At 46.5% G+C, this 22,024-nt stretch carries 31 protein-coding genes; 12 read left to right on the plus strand and 19 right to left on the minus strand.

Annotated features, from left to right (window positions below; translation table 11 throughout):
• Positions 1-252 precede the first annotated feature (252 nt).
• On the plus strand, positions 253-1,587 hold the full coding sequence (locus CLV36_RS00670; protein WP_102992913.1) for a cytochrome ubiquinol oxidase subunit I: 1,335 nt from the start codon (positions 253-255) through the stop codon (positions 1,585-1,587).
• A 14-nt stretch (positions 1,588-1,601) separates the two neighbouring features.
• Positions 1,602-2,615 carry a cytochrome d ubiquinol oxidase subunit II gene (locus tag CLV36_RS00675; RefSeq protein WP_102992914.1) on the plus strand — a complete coding sequence of 338 codons (1,014 nt, stop codon included), beginning with the start codon at positions 1,602-1,604 and terminating at the stop codon, positions 2,613-2,615.
• A 54-nt stretch (positions 2,616-2,669) separates the two neighbouring features.
• Here CLV36_RS00675 and CLV36_RS00680 read toward each other — a convergent pair whose 3' ends face one another.
• The 7 genes from CLV36_RS00680 to CLV36_RS00710 form a co-directional block, all read right to left on the minus strand.
• The gene (locus CLV36_RS00680) at positions 2,670-3,377 is read right to left on the minus strand and encodes a gamma-glutamyl-gamma-aminobutyrate hydrolase family protein (RefSeq protein WP_102992915.1); all 708 of its coding nucleotides are present in this window, start codon (positions 3,375-3,377) and stop codon (positions 2,670-2,672) included.
• A 166-nt stretch (positions 3,378-3,543) separates the two neighbouring features.
• Positions 3,544-4,041, minus strand: coding sequence for a sortase (locus CLV36_RS00685; RefSeq protein ID WP_106341411.1), 498 nt, complete (start codon positions 4,039-4,041; stop codon positions 3,544-3,546).
• 11 nt (positions 4,042-4,052) lie between these two features.
• On the minus strand, positions 4,053-4,766 hold the full coding sequence (locus CLV36_RS00690) for a cytochrome c biogenesis CcdA family protein (RefSeq protein WP_106341412.1): 714 nt from the start codon (positions 4,764-4,766) through the stop codon (positions 4,053-4,055).
• A 15-nt stretch (positions 4,767-4,781) separates the two neighbouring features.
• Positions 4,782-5,414: a TlpA family protein disulfide reductase gene (locus CLV36_RS00695; RefSeq protein WP_106341413.1), complete on the minus strand. Its 633-nt coding sequence runs from the start codon at positions 5,412-5,414 to the stop codon at positions 4,782-4,784.
• Positions 5,386-6,018, minus strand: coding sequence for a hypothetical protein (locus CLV36_RS00700; RefSeq protein WP_146130561.1), 633 nt, complete (start codon positions 6,016-6,018; stop codon positions 5,386-5,388). Before CLV36_RS00700 ends, CLV36_RS00695 begins: the two co-directional genes overlap by 29 nt.
• Positions 6,019-6,270: 252 nt before the next feature.
• Complete coding sequence (locus CLV36_RS00705; protein WP_106341415.1) at positions 6,271-7,449, minus strand: sensor histidine kinase; 1,179 nt, start codon at positions 7,447-7,449, stop codon at positions 6,271-6,273.
• The gene (locus tag CLV36_RS00710; RefSeq protein ID WP_106341416.1) at positions 7,376-8,068 is read right to left on the minus strand and encodes a response regulator transcription factor; all 693 of its coding nucleotides are present in this window, start codon (positions 8,066-8,068) and stop codon (positions 7,376-7,378) included. Before CLV36_RS00710 ends, CLV36_RS00705 begins: the two co-directional genes overlap by 74 nt.
• A 395-nt stretch (positions 8,069-8,463) precedes the next feature.
• On the opposite strand from CLV36_RS00710, the gene CLV36_RS00715 reads away from it, so the two are divergent.
• The 9 genes from CLV36_RS00715 (at position 8,464) to CLV36_RS00755 (ending at position 13,268) form a co-directional block, all read left to right on the plus strand.
• Positions 8,464-8,772, plus strand: a complete 309-nt coding sequence (locus CLV36_RS00715) for a rhodanese-like domain-containing protein (protein ID WP_245888256.1) — start codon at positions 8,464-8,466, stop codon at positions 8,770-8,772.
• 17 nt (positions 8,773-8,789) lie between these two features.
• On the plus strand, positions 8,790-9,365 hold the full coding sequence (locus CLV36_RS00720; RefSeq protein WP_106341417.1) for a sulfurtransferase TusA family protein: 576 nt from the start codon (positions 8,790-8,792) through the stop codon (positions 9,363-9,365).
• A gap of 13 nt (positions 9,366-9,378) precedes the next feature.
• Entirely contained in the window at positions 9,379-9,774 is a 396-nt protein-coding gene (locus CLV36_RS00725) for a DsrE/DsrF/DrsH-like family protein (protein ID WP_106341418.1), read from the plus strand.
• A 19-nt stretch (positions 9,775-9,793) separates the two neighbouring features.
• A complete protein-coding gene (locus tag CLV36_RS00730) occupies positions 9,794-10,924 on the plus strand; it encodes an MBL fold metallo-hydrolase (RefSeq protein WP_106341419.1) in 1,131 nt (376 codons plus the stop codon).
• 29 nt (positions 10,925-10,953) lie between these two features.
• A complete protein-coding gene (locus tag CLV36_RS00735) occupies positions 10,954-11,181 on the plus strand; it encodes a sulfurtransferase TusA family protein (protein WP_106341420.1) in 228 nt (75 codons plus the stop codon).
• 97 nt (positions 11,182-11,278) lie between these two features.
• The gene (locus CLV36_RS00740) at positions 11,279-11,755 is read left to right on the plus strand and encodes a DsrE/DsrF/DrsH-like family protein (protein ID WP_106341421.1); all 477 of its coding nucleotides are present in this window, start codon (positions 11,279-11,281) and stop codon (positions 11,753-11,755) included.
• A gap of 17 nt (positions 11,756-11,772) precedes the next feature.
• On the plus strand, positions 11,773-12,549 hold the full coding sequence (locus CLV36_RS00745; protein WP_106341422.1) for a sulfite exporter TauE/SafE family protein: 777 nt from the start codon (positions 11,773-11,775) through the stop codon (positions 12,547-12,549).
• A 52-nt stretch (positions 12,550-12,601) separates the two neighbouring features.
• Positions 12,602-12,988: a rhodanese-like domain-containing protein gene (locus tag CLV36_RS00750; protein ID WP_106341423.1), complete on the plus strand. Its 387-nt coding sequence runs from the start codon at positions 12,602-12,604 to the stop codon at positions 12,986-12,988.
• A gap of 13 nt (positions 12,989-13,001) precedes the next feature.
• Positions 13,002-13,268, plus strand: a complete 267-nt coding sequence (locus tag CLV36_RS00755) for a metal-sensitive transcriptional regulator (RefSeq protein WP_106341424.1) — start codon at positions 13,002-13,004, stop codon at positions 13,266-13,268.
• 396 nt (positions 13,269-13,664) lie between these two features.
• Here the strand turns inward: CLV36_RS00755 and CLV36_RS00760 are convergent, their stop codons facing one another.
• Genes CLV36_RS00760 through CLV36_RS00770 form a run of 3 tightly spaced genes read right to left on the minus strand, consistent with a single transcriptional unit; the run spans position 13,665 to position 16,388 of the window.
• On the minus strand, positions 13,665-14,909 hold the full coding sequence (locus CLV36_RS00760; protein WP_106341425.1) for an MFS transporter: 1,245 nt from the start codon (positions 14,907-14,909) through the stop codon (positions 13,665-13,667).
• A gap of 59 nt (positions 14,910-14,968) precedes the next feature.
• Positions 14,969-15,703 (minus strand): MBL fold metallo-hydrolase, encoded by a 735-nt coding sequence (locus tag CLV36_RS00765; protein ID WP_106341426.1) that lies wholly within the window; start codon positions 15,701-15,703, stop codon positions 14,969-14,971.
• 25 nt (positions 15,704-15,728) lie between these two features.
• Positions 15,729-16,388 (minus strand): ArsR/SmtB family transcription factor, encoded by a 660-nt coding sequence (locus tag CLV36_RS00770; protein ID WP_245888257.1) that lies wholly within the window; start codon positions 16,386-16,388, stop codon positions 15,729-15,731.
• Between the two features lie 226 nt (positions 16,389-16,614).
• Between CLV36_RS00770 and CLV36_RS00775 the strand changes: the two genes are divergently transcribed.
• A complete protein-coding gene (locus CLV36_RS00775) occupies positions 16,615-17,493 on the plus strand; it encodes a tyrosine-type recombinase/integrase (RefSeq protein ID WP_245888258.1) in 879 nt (292 codons plus the stop codon).
• Between the two features lie 110 nt (positions 17,494-17,603).
• Here the strand turns inward: CLV36_RS00775 and CLV36_RS00780 are convergent, their stop codons facing one another.
• From CLV36_RS00780 to CLV36_RS00820, 9 genes are all read right to left on the minus strand, one after another.
• On the minus strand, positions 17,604-17,816 hold the full coding sequence (locus tag CLV36_RS00780; protein WP_102992916.1) for a DUF378 domain-containing protein: 213 nt from the start codon (positions 17,814-17,816) through the stop codon (positions 17,604-17,606).
• Positions 17,817-17,950: 134 nt separating this feature from the next.
• The gene (ispG, locus tag CLV36_RS00785) at positions 17,951-19,057 is read right to left on the minus strand and encodes a flavodoxin-dependent (E)-4-hydroxy-3-methylbut-2-enyl-diphosphate synthase (RefSeq protein WP_106341428.1); all 1,107 of its coding nucleotides are present in this window, start codon (positions 19,055-19,057) and stop codon (positions 17,951-17,953) included.
• Positions 19,058-19,223: 166 nt separating this feature from the next.
• Entirely contained in the window at positions 19,224-19,445 is a 222-nt protein-coding gene (locus tag CLV36_RS00790) for a YqzE family protein (protein ID WP_181352750.1), read from the minus strand.
• Between the two features lie 42 nt (positions 19,446-19,487).
• Positions 19,488-20,009, minus strand: coding sequence for a shikimate kinase (locus tag CLV36_RS00795; RefSeq protein ID WP_106341430.1), 522 nt, complete (start codon positions 20,007-20,009; stop codon positions 19,488-19,490).
• Positions 20,010-20,036: 27 nt separating this feature from the next.
• Positions 20,037-20,414: a hypothetical protein gene (locus CLV36_RS00800; protein ID WP_106341431.1), complete on the minus strand. Its 378-nt coding sequence runs from the start codon at positions 20,412-20,414 to the stop codon at positions 20,037-20,039.
• On the minus strand, positions 20,398-20,928 hold the full coding sequence (locus CLV36_RS00805; protein WP_181352751.1) for a hypothetical protein: 531 nt from the start codon (positions 20,926-20,928) through the stop codon (positions 20,398-20,400). Before CLV36_RS00805 ends, CLV36_RS00800 begins: the two co-directional genes overlap by 17 nt.
• The gene (locus CLV36_RS00810; RefSeq protein ID WP_102992922.1) at positions 20,870-21,247 is read right to left on the minus strand and encodes a type II secretion system protein; all 378 of its coding nucleotides are present in this window, start codon (positions 21,245-21,247) and stop codon (positions 20,870-20,872) included. The genes CLV36_RS00805 and CLV36_RS00810 overlap by 59 nt, the downstream gene beginning before the upstream one ends.
• Positions 21,244-21,690: a prepilin-type N-terminal cleavage/methylation domain-containing protein gene (locus CLV36_RS00815; RefSeq protein WP_181352752.1), complete on the minus strand. Its 447-nt coding sequence runs from the start codon at positions 21,688-21,690 to the stop codon at positions 21,244-21,246. Before CLV36_RS00815 ends, CLV36_RS00810 begins: the two co-directional genes overlap by 4 nt.
• Positions 21,678-22,013: a competence type IV pilus major pilin ComGC gene (locus CLV36_RS00820; RefSeq protein ID WP_102992924.1), complete on the minus strand. Its 336-nt coding sequence runs from the start codon at positions 22,011-22,013 to the stop codon at positions 21,678-21,680. The genes CLV36_RS00815 and CLV36_RS00820 overlap by 13 nt, the downstream gene beginning before the upstream one ends.
• Positions 22,014-22,024 lie beyond the last annotated feature (11 nt).

Consider the following 22,024-nt stretch of genomic DNA (forward strand, 5'->3'; position numbering starts at 1 on the left):
GCTTAGTGTGCATCAAACCGACCCAGGCTATGACCTTCGCAATCAAGCAGTGATGACGGATCAATAGGTGTGCTAGAGAGCCGGCGAATTGGACGCGCGGTATTCTGGCGTATTCATGTTCATTATTGAACATTTAAGATGTAATTGTATGTTTAATTGTTGAATTTTGTTGTCAAAGTTAGTGAAACAGTGTACAAAGTAGTTATGTGAACGTATAATGAAAAAGAAAATGAACAGGTAGGAAGTGATTGGATGGATTCAGTATTCTGGAGTCGCGTACTTACGGAAACGACATTAGCGTTCCATATCATCTGGGCGACCATCGGGGTGGGTGTACCTGTTTTCATCTCCCTTGCCGAATATTGGGGAATCCGCACCAAAGATCCCCACTATATCCTGCTTGCCCGAAGATGGACCCGCGGCTTTGTCATCACGGTGGCTGTCGGTGTGGTGACGGGAACGTGCATCGGGATCATGCTTTCCCTGCTGTGGCCCAAATTCATGCAATTAGCTGGAAACATCATCAGCTTGCCACTCTTTATGGAAACGTTCGCCTTTTTCTTTGAAGCGATTTTCTTGGGCATCTATCTGTACACATGGGATACGTTTAAAAAGCCGATTTACCACTGGCTGACTTCCATTCCCATCATCATCGGCTCAACCATGTCCGCCGTGTTTATCACGATGGTAAACGCTTTCATGAACACGCCAACCGGATTCACCATCGCTGCCGATGGCAAACTGATGGATATCGATCCCATCGCGGCCATGTTAAACCCAGCCACACCGTCTAAAGTGGCCCATGTCGTCTCATCTGCTTATCTGACCAGCGGCTTCTTGTTGGCTGCCATCGCGGCATACCATATCTTGCGCGGCAATAAACACGTCTATTATAAAAAAGCATTGCGGTTAACCATGATCGCCGGTCTCATCTTCTCCTTGCTCACATTTGTGGCCGGAGACATTTCCGGCAAGTTCTTGGCCAAACACCAACCCGCCAAACTGGCCGCCGCCGAATGGCATTTTGAGACGCAATCAGAAGCGCCCCTCTACTTTGGAGGCGTGCTGGATAAGGAAACGAACGAAGTTCGCTACGCCATCAAAATTCCGAATGCCTTAAGCATCCTGGCAGGCAATTCAACCAAAACGGAAGTGATTGGTTTAAACGATATTCCAAAGGAGAACCATCCACCGCTGTACATCCATTATCTCTTCGACATCATGGTGGCGATCGGCGTATACCTGGCACTAGTCTCCGCCGTCTTCCTGTACTGTTGGTGGAGAAAAAAAGGGAGCGAATGGAACAAATGGCTGTTGCGCGCAATTATCCTCGGGGGTCCGCTTTCATTTATCGCCATTGAATGTGGCTGGATATTCGCCGAGGTCGGTCGATTGCCTTGGATTATCACCGGCATCATGCGCGTGGACAAAGCTGCGACCACCTCTGACAGTGTCGCGCTGATGACTATTTTGTTCTCTATCCTGTACCTCATCCTGACCATTGTCGCATTGGTCGTTCTCAATCGCCTCTTCAAAAACCAACCCGCTGAAGCGGAGCTTGAGAACATGCCTTCGCAGGGGAACTAAAGGGGTGAAAGATCATGAAACTAGAAATCATCGGGATTACGGTCCTATGGGTTTTTCTGTACGGGTATCTAATTGTGGCATCGATCGATTTTGGGGCCGGGTTCTTTTCGTACTACAGCATGTTGACCAAAAAAGACCATATCATCAATAACATTATCAGCCGTTATTTGTCGCCGGTCTGGGAAGTTACCAACGTTTTTCTCATCTTTTTTGTCGTCGGATGCGTCGGCTTCTTCCCAGACACCGCTTATTATTATGGCACGGCTTTGTTAATCCCCGGTTCCATCGCGTTGATCCTGTTGACGATCCGCGGCTCCTTTTACGCTTTTGCCAATTACGGCGCCCGCCAGAGCCGCGTGTATATGTTCTTGTATGGCATGACCGGCTTGTTCATTCCCGCTTCGTTGTCCACCGTCTTAACCATTTCGGAAGGTGGATTTATTGAAAAAGTCGGCACGGAAGTGGTTTTCCACGCAGATCGCCTATTGACCAGCCCCTATTCTTGGAGCGTGGTGTTCTTAGCTCTGGTGAGCATTTTGTATATCAGCGCCAGCTTTCTCACATTTTATGCTGATCGGGCTGGAGACACGGCTGCTCGCGAGCTGTTGCGCAAATACACTTTATTCTGGAGCGGCCCTACCATTCTCGCCAGTCTGCTGGTATTTTGGAGCTTGTCCAAACATAATCCGGTTCATTTCGAGAATGCCCTCTCCATTGGCTGGATGTTTGGCGCTTCCTTCCTCTGTTTCTGTGTCGCAGTCTATCTGATGTGGAAGCGCCAGAACTTAGGAATTCAATTTATCTTTGTCATGTTCCAATTTGCTTACGCTTTCTTCGGTTACGGAATGTCACATATGCCTTACCTGTTATATGATTACGTCACCATTTCGAGTGCGCTAACAAACAGCACCATGGGTTGGGCCTTGGTAGGCGCCTTTATCGCCGGTCTATTCTTGCTCATCCCTTCCATCGCACTGTTGATGTGGCTGTTCTTGTTTAACGCCAAATATGTGCGCGGCGAAAAATAATTCCAAAGCCCCCTGGCCACTCACCGGGGGGGCTTTTCGCATGCACATCGAAGATTATGGTTGTTGTCGACACGCTTCCACAAACGCCGAAAACAAGTTGGCAGCATCAGAATCGATGCGCACCATCTCTTCTGGATGCCATTGAACGGCCATCACAAATCGATGCTGTTCGCTTTCAAACGCTTCCACCACGCCATCCCGGGACACCGCACTTACCCGCAAGGGAGCAAGCACTTCCCTGACCGCTTGATGATGGAAGCTGTTAACCTTAGCCACCGATTTGCGATAAATTCGGTGGAGAAGGGTGCCTTCTTCGATGTGGATGGTGTGGGAGGCGTGGTATCGCGGAGCTTGCTGAGCGTGTTGCAACAAGTCGCTCTTTTGTGAGGGAAGATCTTGGAACATCCCGCCGCCCAGAGCAACATTCAGGATTTGGCACCCACGGCAAATGCCCAAGATCGGTTTATCTTGAGAAATGAATTGTTCAATGAGCGCGATCTCCATCTCGTCCCGGTCGGGATCGATCCTCCCCAATCCTGGCAAAGGCTCTTCGTCAAACAATGTGGGGTCGATGTCACCTCCTCCCGACAACAACAGACCGTCCAGTACCCGGCTCATCTCTTTAATCACCTTGTCCGAAGTGGTATACGGGATTAACAGGGGCACACCGCCCGCTTGGATGACTGCGTCGCTGTATGCTCTTGACAGGATCTGTTGCTGTTCGTGTTCCCGAGACATCGTTATCCCAATGATCGGTTTCATTCTCCACACTCCCCAGTCTGGATTCATCATGTTTGCGGACGCATGTTGAACCGAATATTTCCATCTGTCTGAATCATTTGCATGCAGTGTATTCACCTCCATTATAAAAGAGTTCTTCCATATGTTAAGTTAGAGAACAACGGGAGCAGTTTACGAAAATTTCCCCCTACTTTGGACTTCGATCTTCCGCATGGGTAATCCAGGTTTTTCGAATTTGGTAGGTAAACGTTTTTCCATTCTTTAATTTAGCATAAATACGGTCTCCGGTTTGGAGCTTCCCCACTTCCCGAAAGACGGTGTCCCGGTGACCGGAAAGAACGACATGACCGGTTTCTCCCGGCATGACCGTACCGTATCCCACATAGTGGCCCACACCTTTCGCTAATTCTTCGGCCTCGGTTCCTTCCACAATAGGAAGAATGGCACCTATCCGTGGAATAATCAGCTCGCCGATTTTTTCTCCTTTTTTCGGTTCCCAGTTTGGTTTTTCCCCTTGAGCCAGTCCCTTTTGATACGTTCGATCCTCCCAGTCTTTCGCAATCTGTCTGGCCAACTTCGGATTCATATGAACCAACTGTGCCTGATCCCACCATTGGTATCCATTGTAAAGAGCAACCCCTCCACCGATCAGAATCATGAGAAACGCGAGTTTTCGCATGAACATTTTTGTCCTCCTTAGAAACCAGTGAATCCACCGAATTGAGTGCTTAACCAGTTGATGATCAGAGTCATTTGATTAAAGTAAAGTAAGATTCCGATGAAAATCACCAATATTCCCCCCACCTTTACTAACGAAGCCGAGTACCTGTGAATCCACTGGATCCGTCCTAAAAAGAAGGCCATCACAAAAAATGGGATGGCAAACCCCAGATTATATGCGGTGATATACCCCAAACCGGCACTTGGATTTATCGTAGCCAGAGCCAGTACGGAAGACAGAATGGGGCCGATACAGGGGGTCCATCCGGCCGCAAAACCGATTCCCACCAATGTAGATCCAATGTAACCGAGACGGTTATTAGAGATTTCAAACCGTTTTTCTCTCATTAAAAACGAAGGCTTAAAAATCCCAAGCATAAATAATCCCATCGTGAAAATGAACACAGCCCCCAACATACGTAGAGTATCCTGATATTCCTTAAACCACTGACCTAGCCAGCTAAACGAAAATCCAAGAGCATAAAAAATAATGGAGAAGCCGAGAATGAAAAAAAGGGTGTGAATCATGGTTGTTTTCCGCAATTTCCACGGTTGGGATTTTTCCTTTAGTTGTCCCACTGAAACACCGGTAATATAAGAAAGATAAGAAGGATAGACAGGTAAAACACAAGGTGAAATAAATGATAGAAAGCCCGCTCCCAACGCCAGCCACCAGGTAACCTCCACCATCATTTCCCCTCCTCTTTATTTGGAAATTTGCTCCATTATTTCTGTCAATTGGTCCTCTGTCATCGCTCCGATGATTTGCTTAATGATGATCCCATTCCGATCGACGATATACGTTGTGGGGATGGAAATCGCCTGATACATCTGACTGACTTCCCCTGTTCGATCTAACAGAACCGGAAAGCTGTAGCCTTCCTCTTTTAAATACTGCTTCATCTTGGTTTCATCATCCATCGCTGTCAGATTAACCATCAGAAAGTTGACTCGGTCTCCGTATTTCTCATAAGCTTTTTGAATATGTGGCATCTCCACTTTGCACGGTGGACACCAAGAGGCCCAAAAATTAATTAATGTCGGTTTTCCATTGTTTTTTTTCACTTCTACCGTTTTACCATCAAGGGTCTTTAGAGAAAAGTTAGGGGCACGCATCTCCTGTTGAGGTGCCTCATCCCTTTGGACACTGCCTTTTTCCGATTGGGACTGAGCCGGTTTGTTTTCCGTTTTATTTGAAGATGGGTCTTGTGGCATGGAAGGGCCTTGCCCCGTATTCGCTGACCAAAACGCTCCTCCTATGGCAATGGCAATAACAATACCAATAAGTATATTTCGCAAATTCATTCTGTCATTTCTCCTTTCTTTTGACTGAATCATTTTTCGTTAATCCTTGAACCCATCCTATGATCGCGAAAGATGTAAACACCCATTGTTCAAAAGTGAGTCCATCTATATAAGGCGGTTTGTAATCGAGAAAGGAAATGAATAATAAACCAACGCCTCCCGCCACAAATAAAAATCGAAATGTTTCTCCCTCCTTCCATTTTTTTCTTTTGACCCACCAAAAAAGAAAGAGAGCTGTAAGGAGGAGGAAGCGATAATAGTGGAGGGGATGATATACATATCTGCCTCCCTGAATCCCTAATCCCCACGGCATGGTAGTCGCTTCTCCTAAATCACGAAAGATCAAGTTGTACCCGGCGCAGACAAGTAAAGCAATCAGAGCAAAAGCGTCCAGGAAGGGTTGAAGTGGAACTCCGTTTCTTTTGATCCATAGCCATAAATAGAAAATGGTAACGATACCTGCGATAAGGGCTCCTTTTAACGTTCCAGCAAAAAAGAACAACGATTGCGGATGGGACAAAATGTTTCTGAACGAAAAAAATAAGGGACTCATCTTGTAAACGATGAAAAAGACAAGTATTGCTTGTACTGCTAGATCCGACCACTTGCTCTTTTCGAGATTGAACCACCGGTCCACCATCTTGATAGATATCCATATCAAGCTCAAAACCACCAACCAGGGGAGTGGAACGAGAAAGGGTCCCAGAGATAATAATTGCGGGTCTAAAATATATCATCCCTCCTTCAGGGTCAGATGGAAGATAACATGGCTGCAGTTTTATTAACAGCTTTTCTTAACTCTACTTTTCGGAAAAAACAAGTTTCAGATTAACTCTTGATCCTAACCTCATTTTGTTAAGAAATGATGAAGTCAAACAGTGAGTTCTTGCTATACACATCTTGATTCCGCCTCATGACAATCAAACGCAGATTCTACTTTTTGAATGCTAAACCAGAACGAATGTTCATTTTTGTTAGAATGTAACCCTACGTTTCCTCCATGTTGTTCCACAATTTCTTTCACGATGGCTAAACCTAATCCAGAACCGCCTGTATGGCGTTGACGAGACGGATCTACGCGAAAGAATGGTTCAAATATGCGGGGTTGCATTTCTTCGGGAATCGGTTGGCCGATGTTCGTGATGGTGATGATATATTTCTTGTCTATCGATTTTCCTGTCACGGTCAATTTTCGTCCCACATCATATTGAATGGCATTTTTTAATAAGTTGTTGAGTACTTGTTTCATTCCGTCTTTATCCATCCAGACGGTCTCAGGAGTCATGGAAACATGGACCTTCATTTCTTTGTTTTGTAATTCCAACTTAAAATTTTGAAGGCAGTTTTCCATGAATTCTTGAACATCCACTTTTTCGAAGGAGAGTGGCTTCATTTTTCTGGCTTCCCAAATGGTTAGTTGATGGAGTTCTTCAACCAGTTCTGTAAGATGGATGGATTCCTGGTAAAGCATATGGTAAAGGGTCTGGTCCCCCTGAAGAATTCCAGAACTTAGCGCTTCCAGATATCCTTTTAAATTAGTTAGCGGTGTTCGAAGCTCATGAGATATATCACTGAGCATTTGTTTGCGGCTTTCTTCCGTTTTCTTTAATGTAAAGACCAGGTGATTAAAATCACGTGTTAACCTTCCTATTTCATCTGGGGACAAAACAGGGAGTGGTTTTGGATAGTTTCCCTCAGTCATCAATCGGGTGGATTCGACTAGCTTTTGAAGAGGAACCAAGATTCTATTTATAAAGAAATAATGAATGACTGAAGCAACGACAATAGCCAATAGACTGGCTCTTAGCAAATAAAATTGCATCGTACTATCGAAAAAACGGCTCTTATCTTCTCCAACAAGGTGGTATTGTCCAACCAAAAGACAGGCAAAATCTTTCACGGAAACTCCGGCAAGCCAGATCACAACACTGATGACAAGGACATTGATCAAAATTAATTTCCATTGCAAAGATTTTTTCCAAATAAAAATTCGGCTAAAAGGCAACAAAACGATACCCCATTCCCCGTATCGTTTCGATAAAGTTGGGTACGGATTCGTCTGTTTCAATTTTCTCCCTCAATTTGCTTACATGGACATCCACCGTCCGTTCCAGGACAATTTTTTCATCATGGGGATATAGTTCTTCAAGGATTTGTTTTCTTGTTAAGATTTGATTGGGATGCCTCATGAAAAAGTACAGTAGTTTGAACTCATGCTGTGTCAACGAAATCGATTTTCCGTTATACTTCACTTCTCCACGGAGTGGTTTTATGGTTAAGCCTCTATAGCTGATCTTGCTGCATCGGTGTGCAGTACGGCGGAGAACGGTCTCCACACGGGCGATTAATTCATTCAGGCTAAACGGCTTTGTGATATAATCGTCCGCTCCCATCTGCAAACCCTGGATTTTTTCCTGTTCACTCACTTTTGCCGTCAGCATGATGATGGGAACATCACTTTTTAAATCACAGCGCATCCACTTACATAATTCTTCACCGCTTTTCTTGGGAAGCATGAGGTCCAAAATGACAAAACAAGGATCGTACTTGCTAAAGACGTTCATCCCTTCCTCTCCGTCCCCGGCTTCCAAAACTTCATAACCCTCATTTTCTAAACAAATTTTAATTAAACGCCTGATGTTTGGATCATCTTCTACAATTAAGATGGTCTTCCCCTTTAAAGTCATTCAATCCCTCTTTTCAAATCACTTTTCATGGATAAAGAAGTAACATTCGTAAACCCCTCAACCTGTAATTCATGTTATCCATTGAATGTTAAGATTTGTTAAAGATAATAAATGGGGATTTCTTGAATAACACCGATCTTGCCCCATCATTTCAAGAAAGCGGCCACCACTGACCGGTTCATTCCTTCTATTTTCAGTCTCAAATGAATGATCCAGTGGGTGTTGACAAAAAGCAGTGTCCTTTATATTATACCCATAGGCGTATAGGTATATCAACCAAACCACCGACATTTAGGTTGGTATTTTTTATCCGCCTTCACATACCCATATGGGTATGTGTATAAGGATCTCTTCCTTTGGAAAATTTAATTTCGACAAGAAAGGAGGGAGTTTTTATGAAAAAAACCATTCCAACCATTACACCGCAAGAAGTGGAACATCGGCTCCAAAAAGGAGAGAAACTGAACATTATTGATGTTCGGGAAGCGGAAGAAGTAGCGGAGGGAAAAATCCCGGAAGCGAAACATATGGCTTTGGGGACTCTGGCCGACCGGCTGCATGAATTGGATCCAGGCAATGAATACATCATGGTCTGCCGTTCAGGTGGCAGAAGTGAGCGGGCCTGTGAGTTTTTGCAAGAACAAGGGTTTAAAGTGAAAAACATGGTCGGTGGGATGCTCGCTTGGAAAGGAAAGACGCAATAAAAAAGGAGGAAAAGAATATGTCCATCAAAGTCGATGCTCAGCTAGATTGTAAAGGACTCTCCTGTCCTATGCCCATTGTTCGCACCAAAAAAGCGATGGATCAACTGGAACCTGGTCAGGTGATTGAGGTACAGGCGACTGACCCTGGATCCCTGGCAGATATTCAAGGATGGGCAAAAAGCACGGGGCATCAATACCTGGGCACGAAACAAGAAGGAGATGTATTGAAGCATTATTTGCGAAAAGCCAGTGAATCCGAATTAAAGGAAGAGCGGAAGCATCCTCATGTGATTCAAAACGAGGAGTTATTAAAAAAACTGGATAGCGATGAAGGATTTATTCTTATAGATGTTCGTGAACCAGCGGAATATGCTTTTGGACATATTCCCGGGGCTTGTTCGATTCCATTTGGTCAATTGGAAGAGCGTATGAATGAAATCCCAAAGGATCAACCTATTTATGTCATCTGTCGCACAGGAACCCGTAGCGACATGGCTGCCCAACAGTTAACCAAGCATGGATTTAAAAATGTGATTAATGTCGTTCCGGGAATGTCCAAGTGGACAGGTCCAGTCGAACAAGAAGAAAAATAAGGAGAGATGATTGATGAGCAGAAAAGTTGCCATTATCGCGAGCAATGGCGGTTTGTTCGATGCCTATAAAGTATTCAATATTGCTACGGCTGCGGCCGCTGCAGATGCAGAAGTAGCCATTTTCTTCACCTTTGAAGGGTTAAATCTCATCCATAAGGACGCGCATCAACAATTGCCCGTCCCCACAGGGAGAGAGCATTACATGGAAGGATTTAAAAAAGCCAATGTTCCTTCCATTCCTGAATTGTTGCAGATGGCACAAGAAATGAATGTCAAGCTGATTGCTTGCCAGATGACTATGGATGTCATGAGTTTGAAAAAAGAAGACTTTGTAGACGGAGTCGATGTTGGCGGGGCAGCTACGTTCCTGCATTTTGCCCAAGACGCCGATGTCACACTCACATTTTAATGAGGAGGTGTTCATTTCCATGGTAAAAATGATGACGGCAGAAGAAGCCGCCAAAAAAGTGATTCATGAAGAGCTCTTTATCCTGGATGTACGCAATGAAGAGGATTATAGAAACTGGAAAATTGAAGGCAAAAACGTGGAATCCATCAATATTCCATATTTTGATCTCATTGATGGTGTAGAACACGCATTGGAAAAATTGCCGAAGGATGAGAGAGATATTTTGGTCGTCTGTGCAAAAGAAGCTTCATCCAAATTTGTCGCGGAGCAATTGGATGAAGCGGGTGTGGATGAAGTGTATTACCTGCAAGGCGGTATGAGAGCGTGGAGCGAATACCTCTATTCGGTCAAAATCGGGGATCTGAAGAATGGTGGAAGTATCTATCAGTTTAACCGGATTGGAAAGGGATGCCTTACCTATCTGGTTGAGTCTAATGGCGAAGCGGCGATCATTGATGCAGTAAGGATGACCGAGACGCTTGAGCAATTTGCCAAAGAAAAAGGACTCGCGATTAAATACCTGATTGATACCCACCTTCATGCCGACCATATCTCAGGTGGTCGCAAACTTGCTGAAAAACTGGGGGCAACCTATTATCTTCCGCCTAAAGATGCGACAGAAGTAACCTTCTCATACCAACCGTTAGAAGAAGGAGAAGATATTTTCGTCGGAAACACGCGCATCCGGATTCAGCCCTTGTACTCACCAGGTCATACAATTGGAAGCACATCCCTCATTGTGGATGATCAATATCTTCTTTCCGGAGACATCTTGTTTGTGGATTCCATCGGGCGCCCTGACCTGGCTGGAAAAGCCGAAGACTGGGTTGGAGATTTGCGTCGCACTCTCTATCAGTTGTATAAACAACTTTCACCAGAACTCCTCGTTCTGCCGGCGCATTTTGGAAAAATAAGTGAAATGGATGATCAAGGACGCGTGTGTGCCAAATTGGGAGATCTGTATGCCAAAAACGCAGGACTGCAAGTAGAAGATGAACAGGTATTCCGGAAAATGGTGACGCAGAATCTCCCGCCTCAGCCCAATGCTTATCAGGAAATTCGTCAAACCAATATGGGGAAATTGACTCCTACAGAAGATGAACAACGCGAAATGGAAATCGGCCCTAACCGTTGTGCCGTTCATGATTAAATTCACTTGTCCAGGAAGGATGATGAAAAATGAACGCAGATAAAGTGTTAGATGCAAGAGGACTTTCTTGTCCCATGCCCGTTGTTCGCACCAAAAAAGCGATCGATGAGTTAAAACCAGGCCAGATCTTAGAACTTCATACAACAGATTCAGGCGCTTTAAGTGACATCCCTGCCTGGGCCAAAACAGCCGGGCATCGAGTGATCGAACAAAGCGAAGATAACGGTGTGTATAAATTCTGGATCCAAAAGGGCTAAGGGATTCAAAGATGATCTCCTTCATCCTGTCCATGAAGGAGAAGGATCGAAGGAGATCATCTCATTTAAAAATATCAAATGGGAGAGGGAGATATAGATGGAAAACAATAAATCAACCTTGATTGTATTTAGTGGCGATTTGGATAAAGCCATTGCGAGTTTTATTATTGCAACGGGATCTGCTGCGATGGGAAACCAAGTGACCATGTTTTTTACCTTTTGGGGACTGAACATTCTTCGTAAAGAGCAGTACGTACCTGTACAAAAATCATTCATGGACAAGATGTTTGCCAAGATGTTGCCAAGAGGGCCTGAAAAGTTGGGGATTTCTAAGATGAACTTTGGTGGCTTGGGAGCCAAATTGATGAAATACACCATGAAAAAGAAAAACATTACGACTCTGAAAGAGCTGATCGAAATGGCAAAAGAGCTGGATATTAAAATGGTGGCATGTACCATGTCTATGGATGTACTGGGAATTAAGAAAGAAGAGTTGATTGACGGACTTGAGTATGCTGGCGTTGCATCTTATCTTGCAGAAGCGAATGAGGCAAACATTAACTTGTTTATCTAAGAAAGAAGTGTTCGGATATGGATATAGGATTCATGGTACTCATTTTTTTGATCGGATTTATCGGTTCTTTCATATCAGGGATGGTAGGGATTGGAGGTTCTATCATTAAATACCCAATGCTCCTTTATATCCCTCCTCTACTGGGATTTGCTGCCTTTACTACCCATGAAGTGTCAGGTATTAGCGCGATTCAAGTTTTTTTTGCCACGATTAGTGGTGTTTTCGCTTATCGAAAAGGCGGATATCTAAATAAGTCTCTCATCATCTATATGGGAATCAGCATTTTGATTGGTAGTTTCATCGGTGGATATGGTTCCAAGCTACTCAGCGAAGGGCAAATCAACCTTGTTTATGCTATATTGGCTACGATTGCCGCTCTCATGATGTTTGTACCAAAAAAAGGTCTTGATGATATTCCTCTCAATCAAGTAACATTTAATCCTACACTAGCTGCCGTCTCGGCTTTTATCGTAGGGCTAGCTTCTGGGATTGTAGGGGCAGCAGGTGCCTTTATTTTGGTTCCGATTATGCTTGTCGTCTTGAAAATCCCTACTCGGATGACCATTGCTACCTCACTCGCCATTACATTCATTTCTTCAATTGGTTCAACTGTAGGCAAAATCATGACAGGACAGGTTCTTTTCCTTCCATCCATCATTATGGTTGTCGCTAGCATTATCGCTTCTCCACTGGGGGCTAGTGTTGGGAAAAAGGTGAATCCCAAAGTTTTACAGGTGATTTTGGCTGTGCTAATTGTAGCAACATCGGTAAAAATTTGGTTGGATCTCCTTTAATCCCCCCAAAACTTCATGGGGGATTTTTCTATCAAGGGAGGGGGAATCTTCAATGAATAGTATTTTCATTGGTATTATCGTATTATTAGGTGGGATTCTTTATTTTTTCCTCATGAATCGGGGCATTCAAACAGTAAGCCCGAGTGAATTAATGAAGATCACAGAAAACAAAAAAGTTCGTTTGATTGATGTTCGGGAAAAACATGAATTTCAGTCAGGTCATATACCTGGGGCTATAAACATCCCGCTAAGCCAAATGGAGTTATTAAAAAGTAAGTCTTCCGAATGGGATCCGAACGAAAGCATTTATCTATACTGCCGAAGCGGTTCGCGAAGCGCGATAGCCGCTCGACAATTACGCAAGCTCGGGTTCCAGCAAGTGATTCATCTTCAAGGTGGACTCATGCGTTGGAAAGGACCGATCAGAAAAAGCAAGTAAGGGGGATAGACTAATGATTTATGATGACGATGTGAAAAGACGGTTACGCCGTATTGAAGGACAGGTTCGAGGAGTATTACGCATGATGGATGAAGATAAAGATTGTAAAGATGTCGTATCGCAATTATCCGCGATTCGTTCAGCTGTGGACCGGTCGATCGCGTATATTCTCACTCATAACTTGGAGCAATGTATTCGCAAGGAATTGGAAAAAGATCAAAACGCAGATACCACAAGATTACTGAAAGAAGCCATGGATCTCCTAGTCAAAACCAGATAATACAAACGGTTAAAACGATATATTATCTAAAACTCGATTTCTCGCTAACGTAGTGAAAAATCGGGTTTTTTATTCATTTCTAATCTTAGAGTAGAATTCATGATCAAAGAAATCCACCCCAGCCGGAGAACTATAAAAAAATCCGGAGAATCAATGGGAAAGCAGAATACTCGAGGAAGGTCCCAAAATACGGGTGCTTCTTTAAACCCAGCAGTTGGAGGAAGGTCTGATGCAATATCCAGAAACCCGAGAACGAATAAAAATCGGGGTACGGAAACCAAAAACAAAATCAGGGGCCACTCTTTACCAGAGTGGCTCCGGTAGGTTTGAGACTACTAGCCTGCTACCTTTTCAGCAGTCTCCCGGTTCTTTTAAAGAACCTGGATGTTTACTAAGTCATTTTCTCAATGTCTCTTTCATGCGAAAGGCTATCGTCAATCCTGCCAGCAAGGGTAATAACGCCACCATCCCGATCGCCCAAGAGATGTTCAATACATCGGCAAGGATCCCTGCCATCAAGGCCCCGAACGCGTAACCGCTGTCCCGCCAAAGGCGGTACACTCCCATGGCTGACGCCCTCCATTCCGGGTGTGCCACATCGCTGATCGCCGCTTGCAACGTAGGATAGACCATGGCAGTACCCAACCCCAATAAAATTGCTCCAATAATCCACGAAACAAAAGAATCCGTAAACAGAATCCACCAGATGGACATGGCTTGCAGCCACATGCCGGAAGCGATCATCCATTTGCGGCCGATCCGGTCGCTCAGCACTCCCGTGAACAACTGGAAAAAGCCCCACGCAGCGGGATAGAGAGCGACGATGATCCCGATTTTTCCGACAGCCAAACCTGCCGAGGCGAAGAACAGCGGAAACAGTCCCCAGGCCATTCCGTCTTTCAAATTGGTGGATAAACCGGCGAAGCTGCAACTGGACAGTGTTGGATCCTTCCACGTGGTTTGCCGCAACACGTTGCTGGTTGACATCTGTTGATCCGATTCCGTTTGTTCTTGTTGCCGGGACTGCAGTTTCAGATGTTTGCCGGTGTCCTTTACCATGAGAGACAAAATCAACCCAATTCCTACAAAACCGATACCCAGATAAAAGGGTTCCGGTCGCAGGTCATATTGCGAGGCGATATATCCGGAAAGGACGGTGGCCAAAGCAACGCCGATATATCCCGCGAATTCATTCAGACCGATGGCCAATCCTCTTTGTTGAGCGGTAACCAGATCCACTTTCATGTTGACGGTCACGGACCATGTCAGCCCTTGATTGATCCCCAAGAGGACGTTGGCAAAGACGATCCACCACCAGGAGTCCGCCCATATGACGATCAAAGGGACAAACAGTCCAATGATCCAGCCAGTGACCAATACTTGCTTTCGTCCTATCCAATCGGCAATCCGGCCGGCCAGGAAATTAACAATGGCTTTGGTGAATCCAAAGCTGACGATAAACGACAAGGCGGCGCTTGCAGACGCCAGACCAAAGACTTTTTCTCCGAGAAGGGGAAGAACCGTCCGTTCCAAGCCGACCATGGATCCGACAAACAAATTAATCACGACCAGCAAGGCAAACAACGCGAAATTTTCCTTTAAGCCAATTTTTACTTGTTCTCGTGTTTCTGGATATTTCATCAAACCTTCCTCCAGCTGCTGGATTTGAAGAAGGCCCCGATTTTGGGGCCTTCCCTTTATTAATTTGCCTTTCCCTCATTGATTTTCCGGATTTTTTCATAGTTCTCCGGCTTCGGGGGGATATCTTTGGTCATGAATTCCACAAACTCTTCTTTGGATTGTATTTGCAGGGCCTTATTCAGCCGCTTTTCAAAACCGATGGTCGAAGAAGGTTTGCCGCTTAAGAACCGACCGCAGACAGATCCCGAATAGGCTCCTGGATATACTTCAATGTGGTCATCTAATTTCATCAGTTTATTAAACAGGCTGTCGTACAAATCGCCAGCCCCTTTTTCCAAGGAGGATGCAAGCTCCGTACGTCCGACATCTCCGACCATCAGCGTATGGCCCGTTACAACAAACCAGGGCTCATCCCCTCTCGGGGTATCCGATACCAGAAGGGAAATGTGTTCCGGAGTGTGACCGGGGGTATGCAAGATCTTGATTTTGGTATTCCCCGCCATGATTTCATCCCCGTCATCCACCGGGGTAAAGTCATATTGAACATCCGCAGAACGGTGCAAGATGTATTTGGCACCGGTTTGTTCGGCCAATTTTCTTCCCCCGGAAACATGGTCTGCATGCAGGTGGGTATCAAAGACATATTCAATGTTCAAGCCCAGTTTTTTGGCTTCCTCAATATAAAGGTCTATGTCTTCCACAGGATCCACTACAACCCCTTGCGCTTTGCTACCACATCCAAACAGATAGGAAATAGCAATCGGATTCGTGTGCAAGTATTGACGAAAGATCATCGTGAAAACCTCCCTGTATGCTTTATCAAGAAGTGGTCTGAATCTCTTTCCATTCTCGTACTCCATCCTCCAAACGAATCGCTTCGATACCATGGGAACGAAACCATTTGACGGCTTCAGCTGCATAAACACAATATCGTCCTCGGCAATAGGCTACAATTTTTTTATCCCGTGGAAGTCGGGACAGATGTTGTTCCAACTCTTGTACCGGTATGGACAAGGCCCCCGGAATATGGGCGAATTCGAATTCTTCCCTGGGACGAACATCAATCAATACCAGATCCTCATTTTGGAGCCGAGACTTTAATTCGTCGATTCCGATCGGTTCCAGTACATCGTGATTGGCTAGAAACTCATCCCGAAGTTGCTTTACTTCGGCCAATAAGTCTTCGCCAAGCTCTTGCATCAAAAGAAGTAATCGGTTGATTTTCGGATCGGATAATCGGTAAATGGCGTAATTACCTTTCTTTTGAAATCGAACCAAGCGGGCTTCCAGAAGGGTTTGCAGATGCTGAGACACATTGGCGACACTCATGCCTGTTTCTCGAGACAATGTCTCAACGGTTTTGGGGCTTTGAGACAACAAATCGAGAAGTTCTAGTCTACGGGGGCTGGATAAAGCTTTGCCGATCCGGGCAAATTGGACGTATACTGCGTCCTTAAACATACGCGAATCTAAATTCACAACATTCACCTCCCCTTCAACTATTCAACTAATCTATTGAATAGTATACCGCATTAATCTAGGGTTTAAACACAGGTTTTTTTAACCAAGAAATTTTCTAGTGTTTCCATCGTAGAAACTCCATTCTGCGATATAATCGAAGGGGTTCCATCAGAGAACGCCGATCAAAGAGCAGATTATCCCTCGGAATTTTTATCGCAGAATGATTTTCAAAGGAGGTCGGTTTGTGCATCCTACGATTCCCAATTTTTTATTCGACCTGAAATCGGACGGAAGAAGTCAGAAAACCCTGAAAACATACGAGGGAGTGATCCATCGGTTTATCAGGTGGTTTGAAGAGACGACAGGGGAACCATTTAACCCTGAGAACGTAACCCCAATTGACGCAGCAGAATATAAACAGTATCTCCTGAATCGATCCAAACCAGCCACAGTTAACAAGACCCGTATCGCACTGAAACGGTACTTCGATTGGCTTGTGAAACAAGAAATGTTAAAGGAATCTCCCTGGAGTGCCATCCGACCTGTCAAGCAGGGTCGAAGAGCTCCCCGATGGCTAGATCGTAAAGAGCAACGTGCTCTTCTCTGGGCCGTTCAACAAGGGCGAAAGCCGCGGGACATCGCAATAGTGTACTTACTCCTGCATGCGGGGCTCCGAGTTGAGGAATTGTGCCTCCTGCGCCTAGAAGACGTGGAGATGTCTGAACGGAAAGGCAAAGTGATCGTTCGCCAAGGAAAGGGTGGGAAATGGCGAGAGGTGCCGCTGAACCGTGACGTCCGAAAGGCGCTTGAATCGTGGTTGGAAGTTCGTCCTGCCTCAAGTCCTTGGCTGTTTGTTTCCACCAGGTCTGAGCGGATGACCCCTCGCGCGGTTCAGTTTGTTGTGCGAAAATATGGCCAACGGGCGGGACTGGAACATTGTACTCCCCATGTATTGCGACACACGTTTTGTCATGAATTAGCGGTCAAGGGAGTATCCCTCGACGTGATTGCCATGTTGGCAGGACATATGACTGCCGACGGTCGCCCTAACATTGCTACAACGGCCATCTATACCACACCAGGGGACCAGGACCTGCGCCGTGCCGTTGATCAACTTTCATGAGAATAGGGGGGTGAAGAGTGTATAGCCGCACTCGAGAACTTCTGGAGAAAGTTCATGTTATTCAAAAAAGCCCCAGGCATCTACCTGAGGCTCCATATATCGCATGTCACTCAATCGTTTACTGTCGCCCGTTCATCAAAGAAGAAACGAATAGCGTAAATCCCCGCCAATCCAACTAAGCTGTAAATCACCCGACTGAATGCGGAAGATTCCCGAATCGTGTCGCCGCCAAATATCGCCGCTACCAAGTCCCACTGAAATAATCCAATCAACAGCCAATTCAACGCTCCGATAATAACCAAGGTTAGGGCAAAACTTCTCATTCCCTGTCCTCCTTTCCATGGCGAGGTCTACTCATAGTATGGCTTAAAGCCATGGAGTTTATAACCATCCCGCCATGACGCAAAAACGCCCCCGCCAGGACGAGATGCCCTGACAGGGGCGCATGAGACGACCCTCACGCCTCCACTTTCTCTTTGGCGTCGGCCGCTTGCTTGCGGTAATACTCTTCAGCGAGTTTGTCAATTTCTTTCTTCAGTTCGGAAACCATGTCTTTTTCAGGGATTTTGCGCACAATCTGGCCGTGTCTAAACAATAGCCCTTCTCCCCGTGCACCGGCGATCCCGATGTCCGCTTCTTTCGCCTCGCCGGGTCCATTGACTGCGCATCCCAGCACGGACACTTTGATCGGCGCTTTGACGGTCGAAATGTATTCTTCAATCTCATTGGCAATGCTAATGAGGTCAATTTCGATCCGGCCGCACGTGGGGCAAGAAATCAACGTAGCAACATTGGCAGCCAAACCAAACGATTTCAACAACTCGCGCGCCACTTTCACTTCTTCCACAGGGTCGGCGCTCAGGCTGATACGAACCGTGTTACCGATGCCCATTGCCAATAAGGCACCCAATCCGGCAGAACTTTTGATCGTGCCGGAGAAAAGCGTACCTGATTCGGTAATTCCCAAATGCAATGGGTAAGGGAACGCTTCCGCCGCTTTTCGGTACGCTTCAATCGCCAAACGCACATCCGACGCCTTCATGGAAATAATGATGTCTTTAAAATCGAGATCTTCCAGAATGCCCACATGATGCTTGGCACTTTCAATCATGCCATCTGCGGTGGGATAACCGTATTTATCCAAAATCCGCTTTTCCAATGAGCCGGCGTTAACTCCAATCCGAATCGGAATACCCCGTTCTTTGGCCGCTTTCACTACCGCTTCCACTTTTTCGCGGCGCCCAATGTTCCCCGGGTTGATGCGGATTTTATCAATGCCGCCTTCAATCGCTTTCAAGGCCAGCTTATAATCAAAATGAATGTCAGCAACAAGCGGAATGTTTATCTCTTTTTTGATATCCGCAATCGCTTCCGCGGCACGCATGTCCGGACAAGCGACACGCACGATTTGACAACCCGCTTCTTCCAAACGCTTGATTTCCGCGACAGTGGCTTTTACATCATGTGTCTTGGTTGTGGTCATGCTTTGGATGACCACTTGGTCGTTTCCACCGATTTGTATGTTTCCGACCTTAACCACTCTTGTTTCCGTACGATGATACATAAAGGATTCTCTCCTTTTTACAACAACATGGCGTCATGTTTCATGATTATCAATTAGGACTTGGAAACTTCAATTACAAAGTATACCACACATATATAAAGAAAAGGAGCATCAACTGCTCCTTCACATAATCTTTCATTTTCAACTTCATTTGCGGTGCGCCAACTCATTCGGCTTCTCTGATGGAACGCTTAGCCATGGTGCGACTTCTTAGCCGCGACCGTTGTTTGTCAACGGCCATCTTCATAGAAAAAGGAATCAATCCAAACCATCTGACCGTCCATGGCACCCTGCTCATCTGTTTTAATTCTTTCCGTTCGTGCTTGGGTGTCTCAACGTACCAAAGCCAGCGTTCCAGCAGATAACAGACCCAATCCTTGAAAGACATATCGCCCCACCTCACCACTAGCATAGCCGATGCCGTCCGCCTTTAAACATGCTCCCGCCATGCACGGGCGATCTCCTCTGCAATATCGCTGATCGCGCGGCCCGTCGTGTCCACCCGCAAATCGGCGAAGCGATAAAAGTCGCGTCGGGCTTGGTAAATAGCGTGTACCCGTGCAGACAGATCACCGCGGAGTAAGGGACGCTCCTCCTCTGTGCGTCGCAGTCGCTCAATGATTTCATGAGGTTCAGCGTCTAGATGAACAACATAAGCCCATTGGGACAAGAGTTGACGATTTTGCTCGCGCAAGACGATCCCTCCACCCGTCGTCAACAGGAGCCTTTGTTCTTCCAAGCAGGCGCGTAGCATCGCCGTTTCCTCCTCTCGAAACCGCTCTTCCCCATAACGGGCGAAAAATTCGGCAACGGAACATCCCCATTTAGCCACCAATTCCTGATCCGTGTCTCTCCACGTCATGTCAAGTAGCTCTGAAACCGCCCGTCCAACCGTGGTCTTCCCCGTCCCCATCATCCCGATCAGTGCCAAATGCCGTTTGTTGTGTTGCATGGTTGCCTCCGTTTTTTATTAACCATGTTACCCAATCCATTTGATAATCGCCAGCGTCTTTTGATCCAGCAAAACGGCAATAGTTTGCCGCACTCCCTGTTCGCCGTGACCGGTCGCTACCACCCGCAAGGTGCCGTCTTCTTTTTCTTCGGTCTGAACGACCACCATCACGCCCCCCACATTGAGTAGCGTCTCCGCCTGGCGCTTTCCCAATGACCGCTCCTGTTGGACTTTGGCAATCCCTGTTTCGGTCGCGTATTTGACCCTCATCCGCTCTTCGTACAGCGTTGCTGCCTTATCAGCGCGCACAGCCATGGTGGCCACAAGAGCTGCAAAGGTGAACAGTAGAGTGGTCACGGCCGTCACTGCTGGCAACGCCATGCCCCGCTCATCGGTCTGCCGCATGGTGAACGCCCATCCTTCCCGCAATGAAGATCTTTATATCCAAATCTGCCAGCCAATTCTGCAATCCCATATCCAATCGAACGCCCCGCCGCTCGGGATGAAACCCCATGTAATACACGTGCCGAAGCACGACCGTCGCCCCTGAAAACCGGTTCGCACCGGCCTCTTTGACTCGCCTGATCACTTGCCGATTGCTCGTCTGGTATCGAACAGCTTTCCCATCGGGATGGATCAGCTCCAGCACTCCGCCTTCCATGGTGGCAATATGTATCGCTTGGGCAATGTCTCGCTCGACCAAGGGCCGGAAAGCCATGTACTCAAGTTGTAATTCCTGCTGCCCGACGAACGTCTTCAGGTTGGTTTCAAACGCATGGGCGATGAAGAACAGGGCCGGCAACAACAGCAACAAAAGCATGAAGGCGATCATGAGTTCCACATAGGTGAAGCCGGCGTCGTCACCGCGCTTCGACAAACCGGTGCGTAACCCAGCGTTTTTTATGGATTTTCCCGCCACGATCCTTTCCCTTCACCTCCACCCACACTTCATACAGACGTGGTTCAATCTCAACCGTCCGCCAATGAACGTGGTAGGGTCCACTTCCCTCTGTCCGACCAGGAAGCCGTTCCGCACCCGAACCCGCCATTCCCGCGTCGCTCGCCAGACTTTCCATTTTATGTTCCAAGATGCGAACCATCTCCATCTCCATTTGTTGTTCATGAAGTTGCAGATTTAATTCCCGGCACAAGGGAACGGCAAAAGCAGTTAAAACCCCAAACACCAAAAAAGCCATCATCGTCTCGACCAAGGTGAAGCCACGTTCCCGCCAATTCATGGCCCCAACTCCACCTTCGGATGGCCCGAAGCCACATGGACCACGACTTTGCCAATCGGTTTCCCTTCGCGCTTTAACCAGATCGTCCCCCCACGCACTTGTCCGGTATCGCGAAAAATAATCTGATTGCTCGGATAATTGCTGGTGACAGCATATTTAGGCGGAATAAGCAACATTCTTTGGCGCTTAGTACCTTGGCTAACCGTGATTCGCTTGCGAGCGTTATCAAGTATTACCGTCACTTCCCTCTCCCTGCTCTCGGCTTCCGTCTGCGCTAAAGACAGCTCACTGGCCAACGCCCCAAGGAAAAATTGCCGTTCTGTTCGTTCCCCCATGGTTGCGAAAGCGGGATAAGTGATAGAAAACATCCATCCTAACACGATGATAACCATAATCAACTCAATCAGCGTCCATCCCCGTTCCCCGGCCTTCATTTGGCGCATACCACCCTCTGCTCCGCCGTAATGTTTAAAGAGCGTCGTATCTGATATTCGCCACCGAAGGGACATTTTGGAGCGGAACGTAAGTATCCGCGGCGTACCAACTCCTTCACATCACCTGGATATTCTCCATACTCCAGATAATAATTGTCGGCTTGGGCGGCGATCATCTGCCGGTTGGCCCGGTCCGCCTGCCGTTTAGCCTTCTCCCCCGCCACCAGCAAGTTGGGAGACGCAATGGTCAAGATGACGCCGATGATGAACACGACGATTAGCATCTCCATCAAAGTGAAACCCCTCTCATCGAAAAAGCCCCTGCCTTTCATCCTTCCACCTC

Origin of the sequence: Laceyella sediminis, from assembly GCF_003003125.1 — a bacterium.
Lineage (GTDB): Bacteria > Bacillota > Bacilli > Thermoactinomycetales > Thermoactinomycetaceae > Laceyella > Laceyella tengchongensis.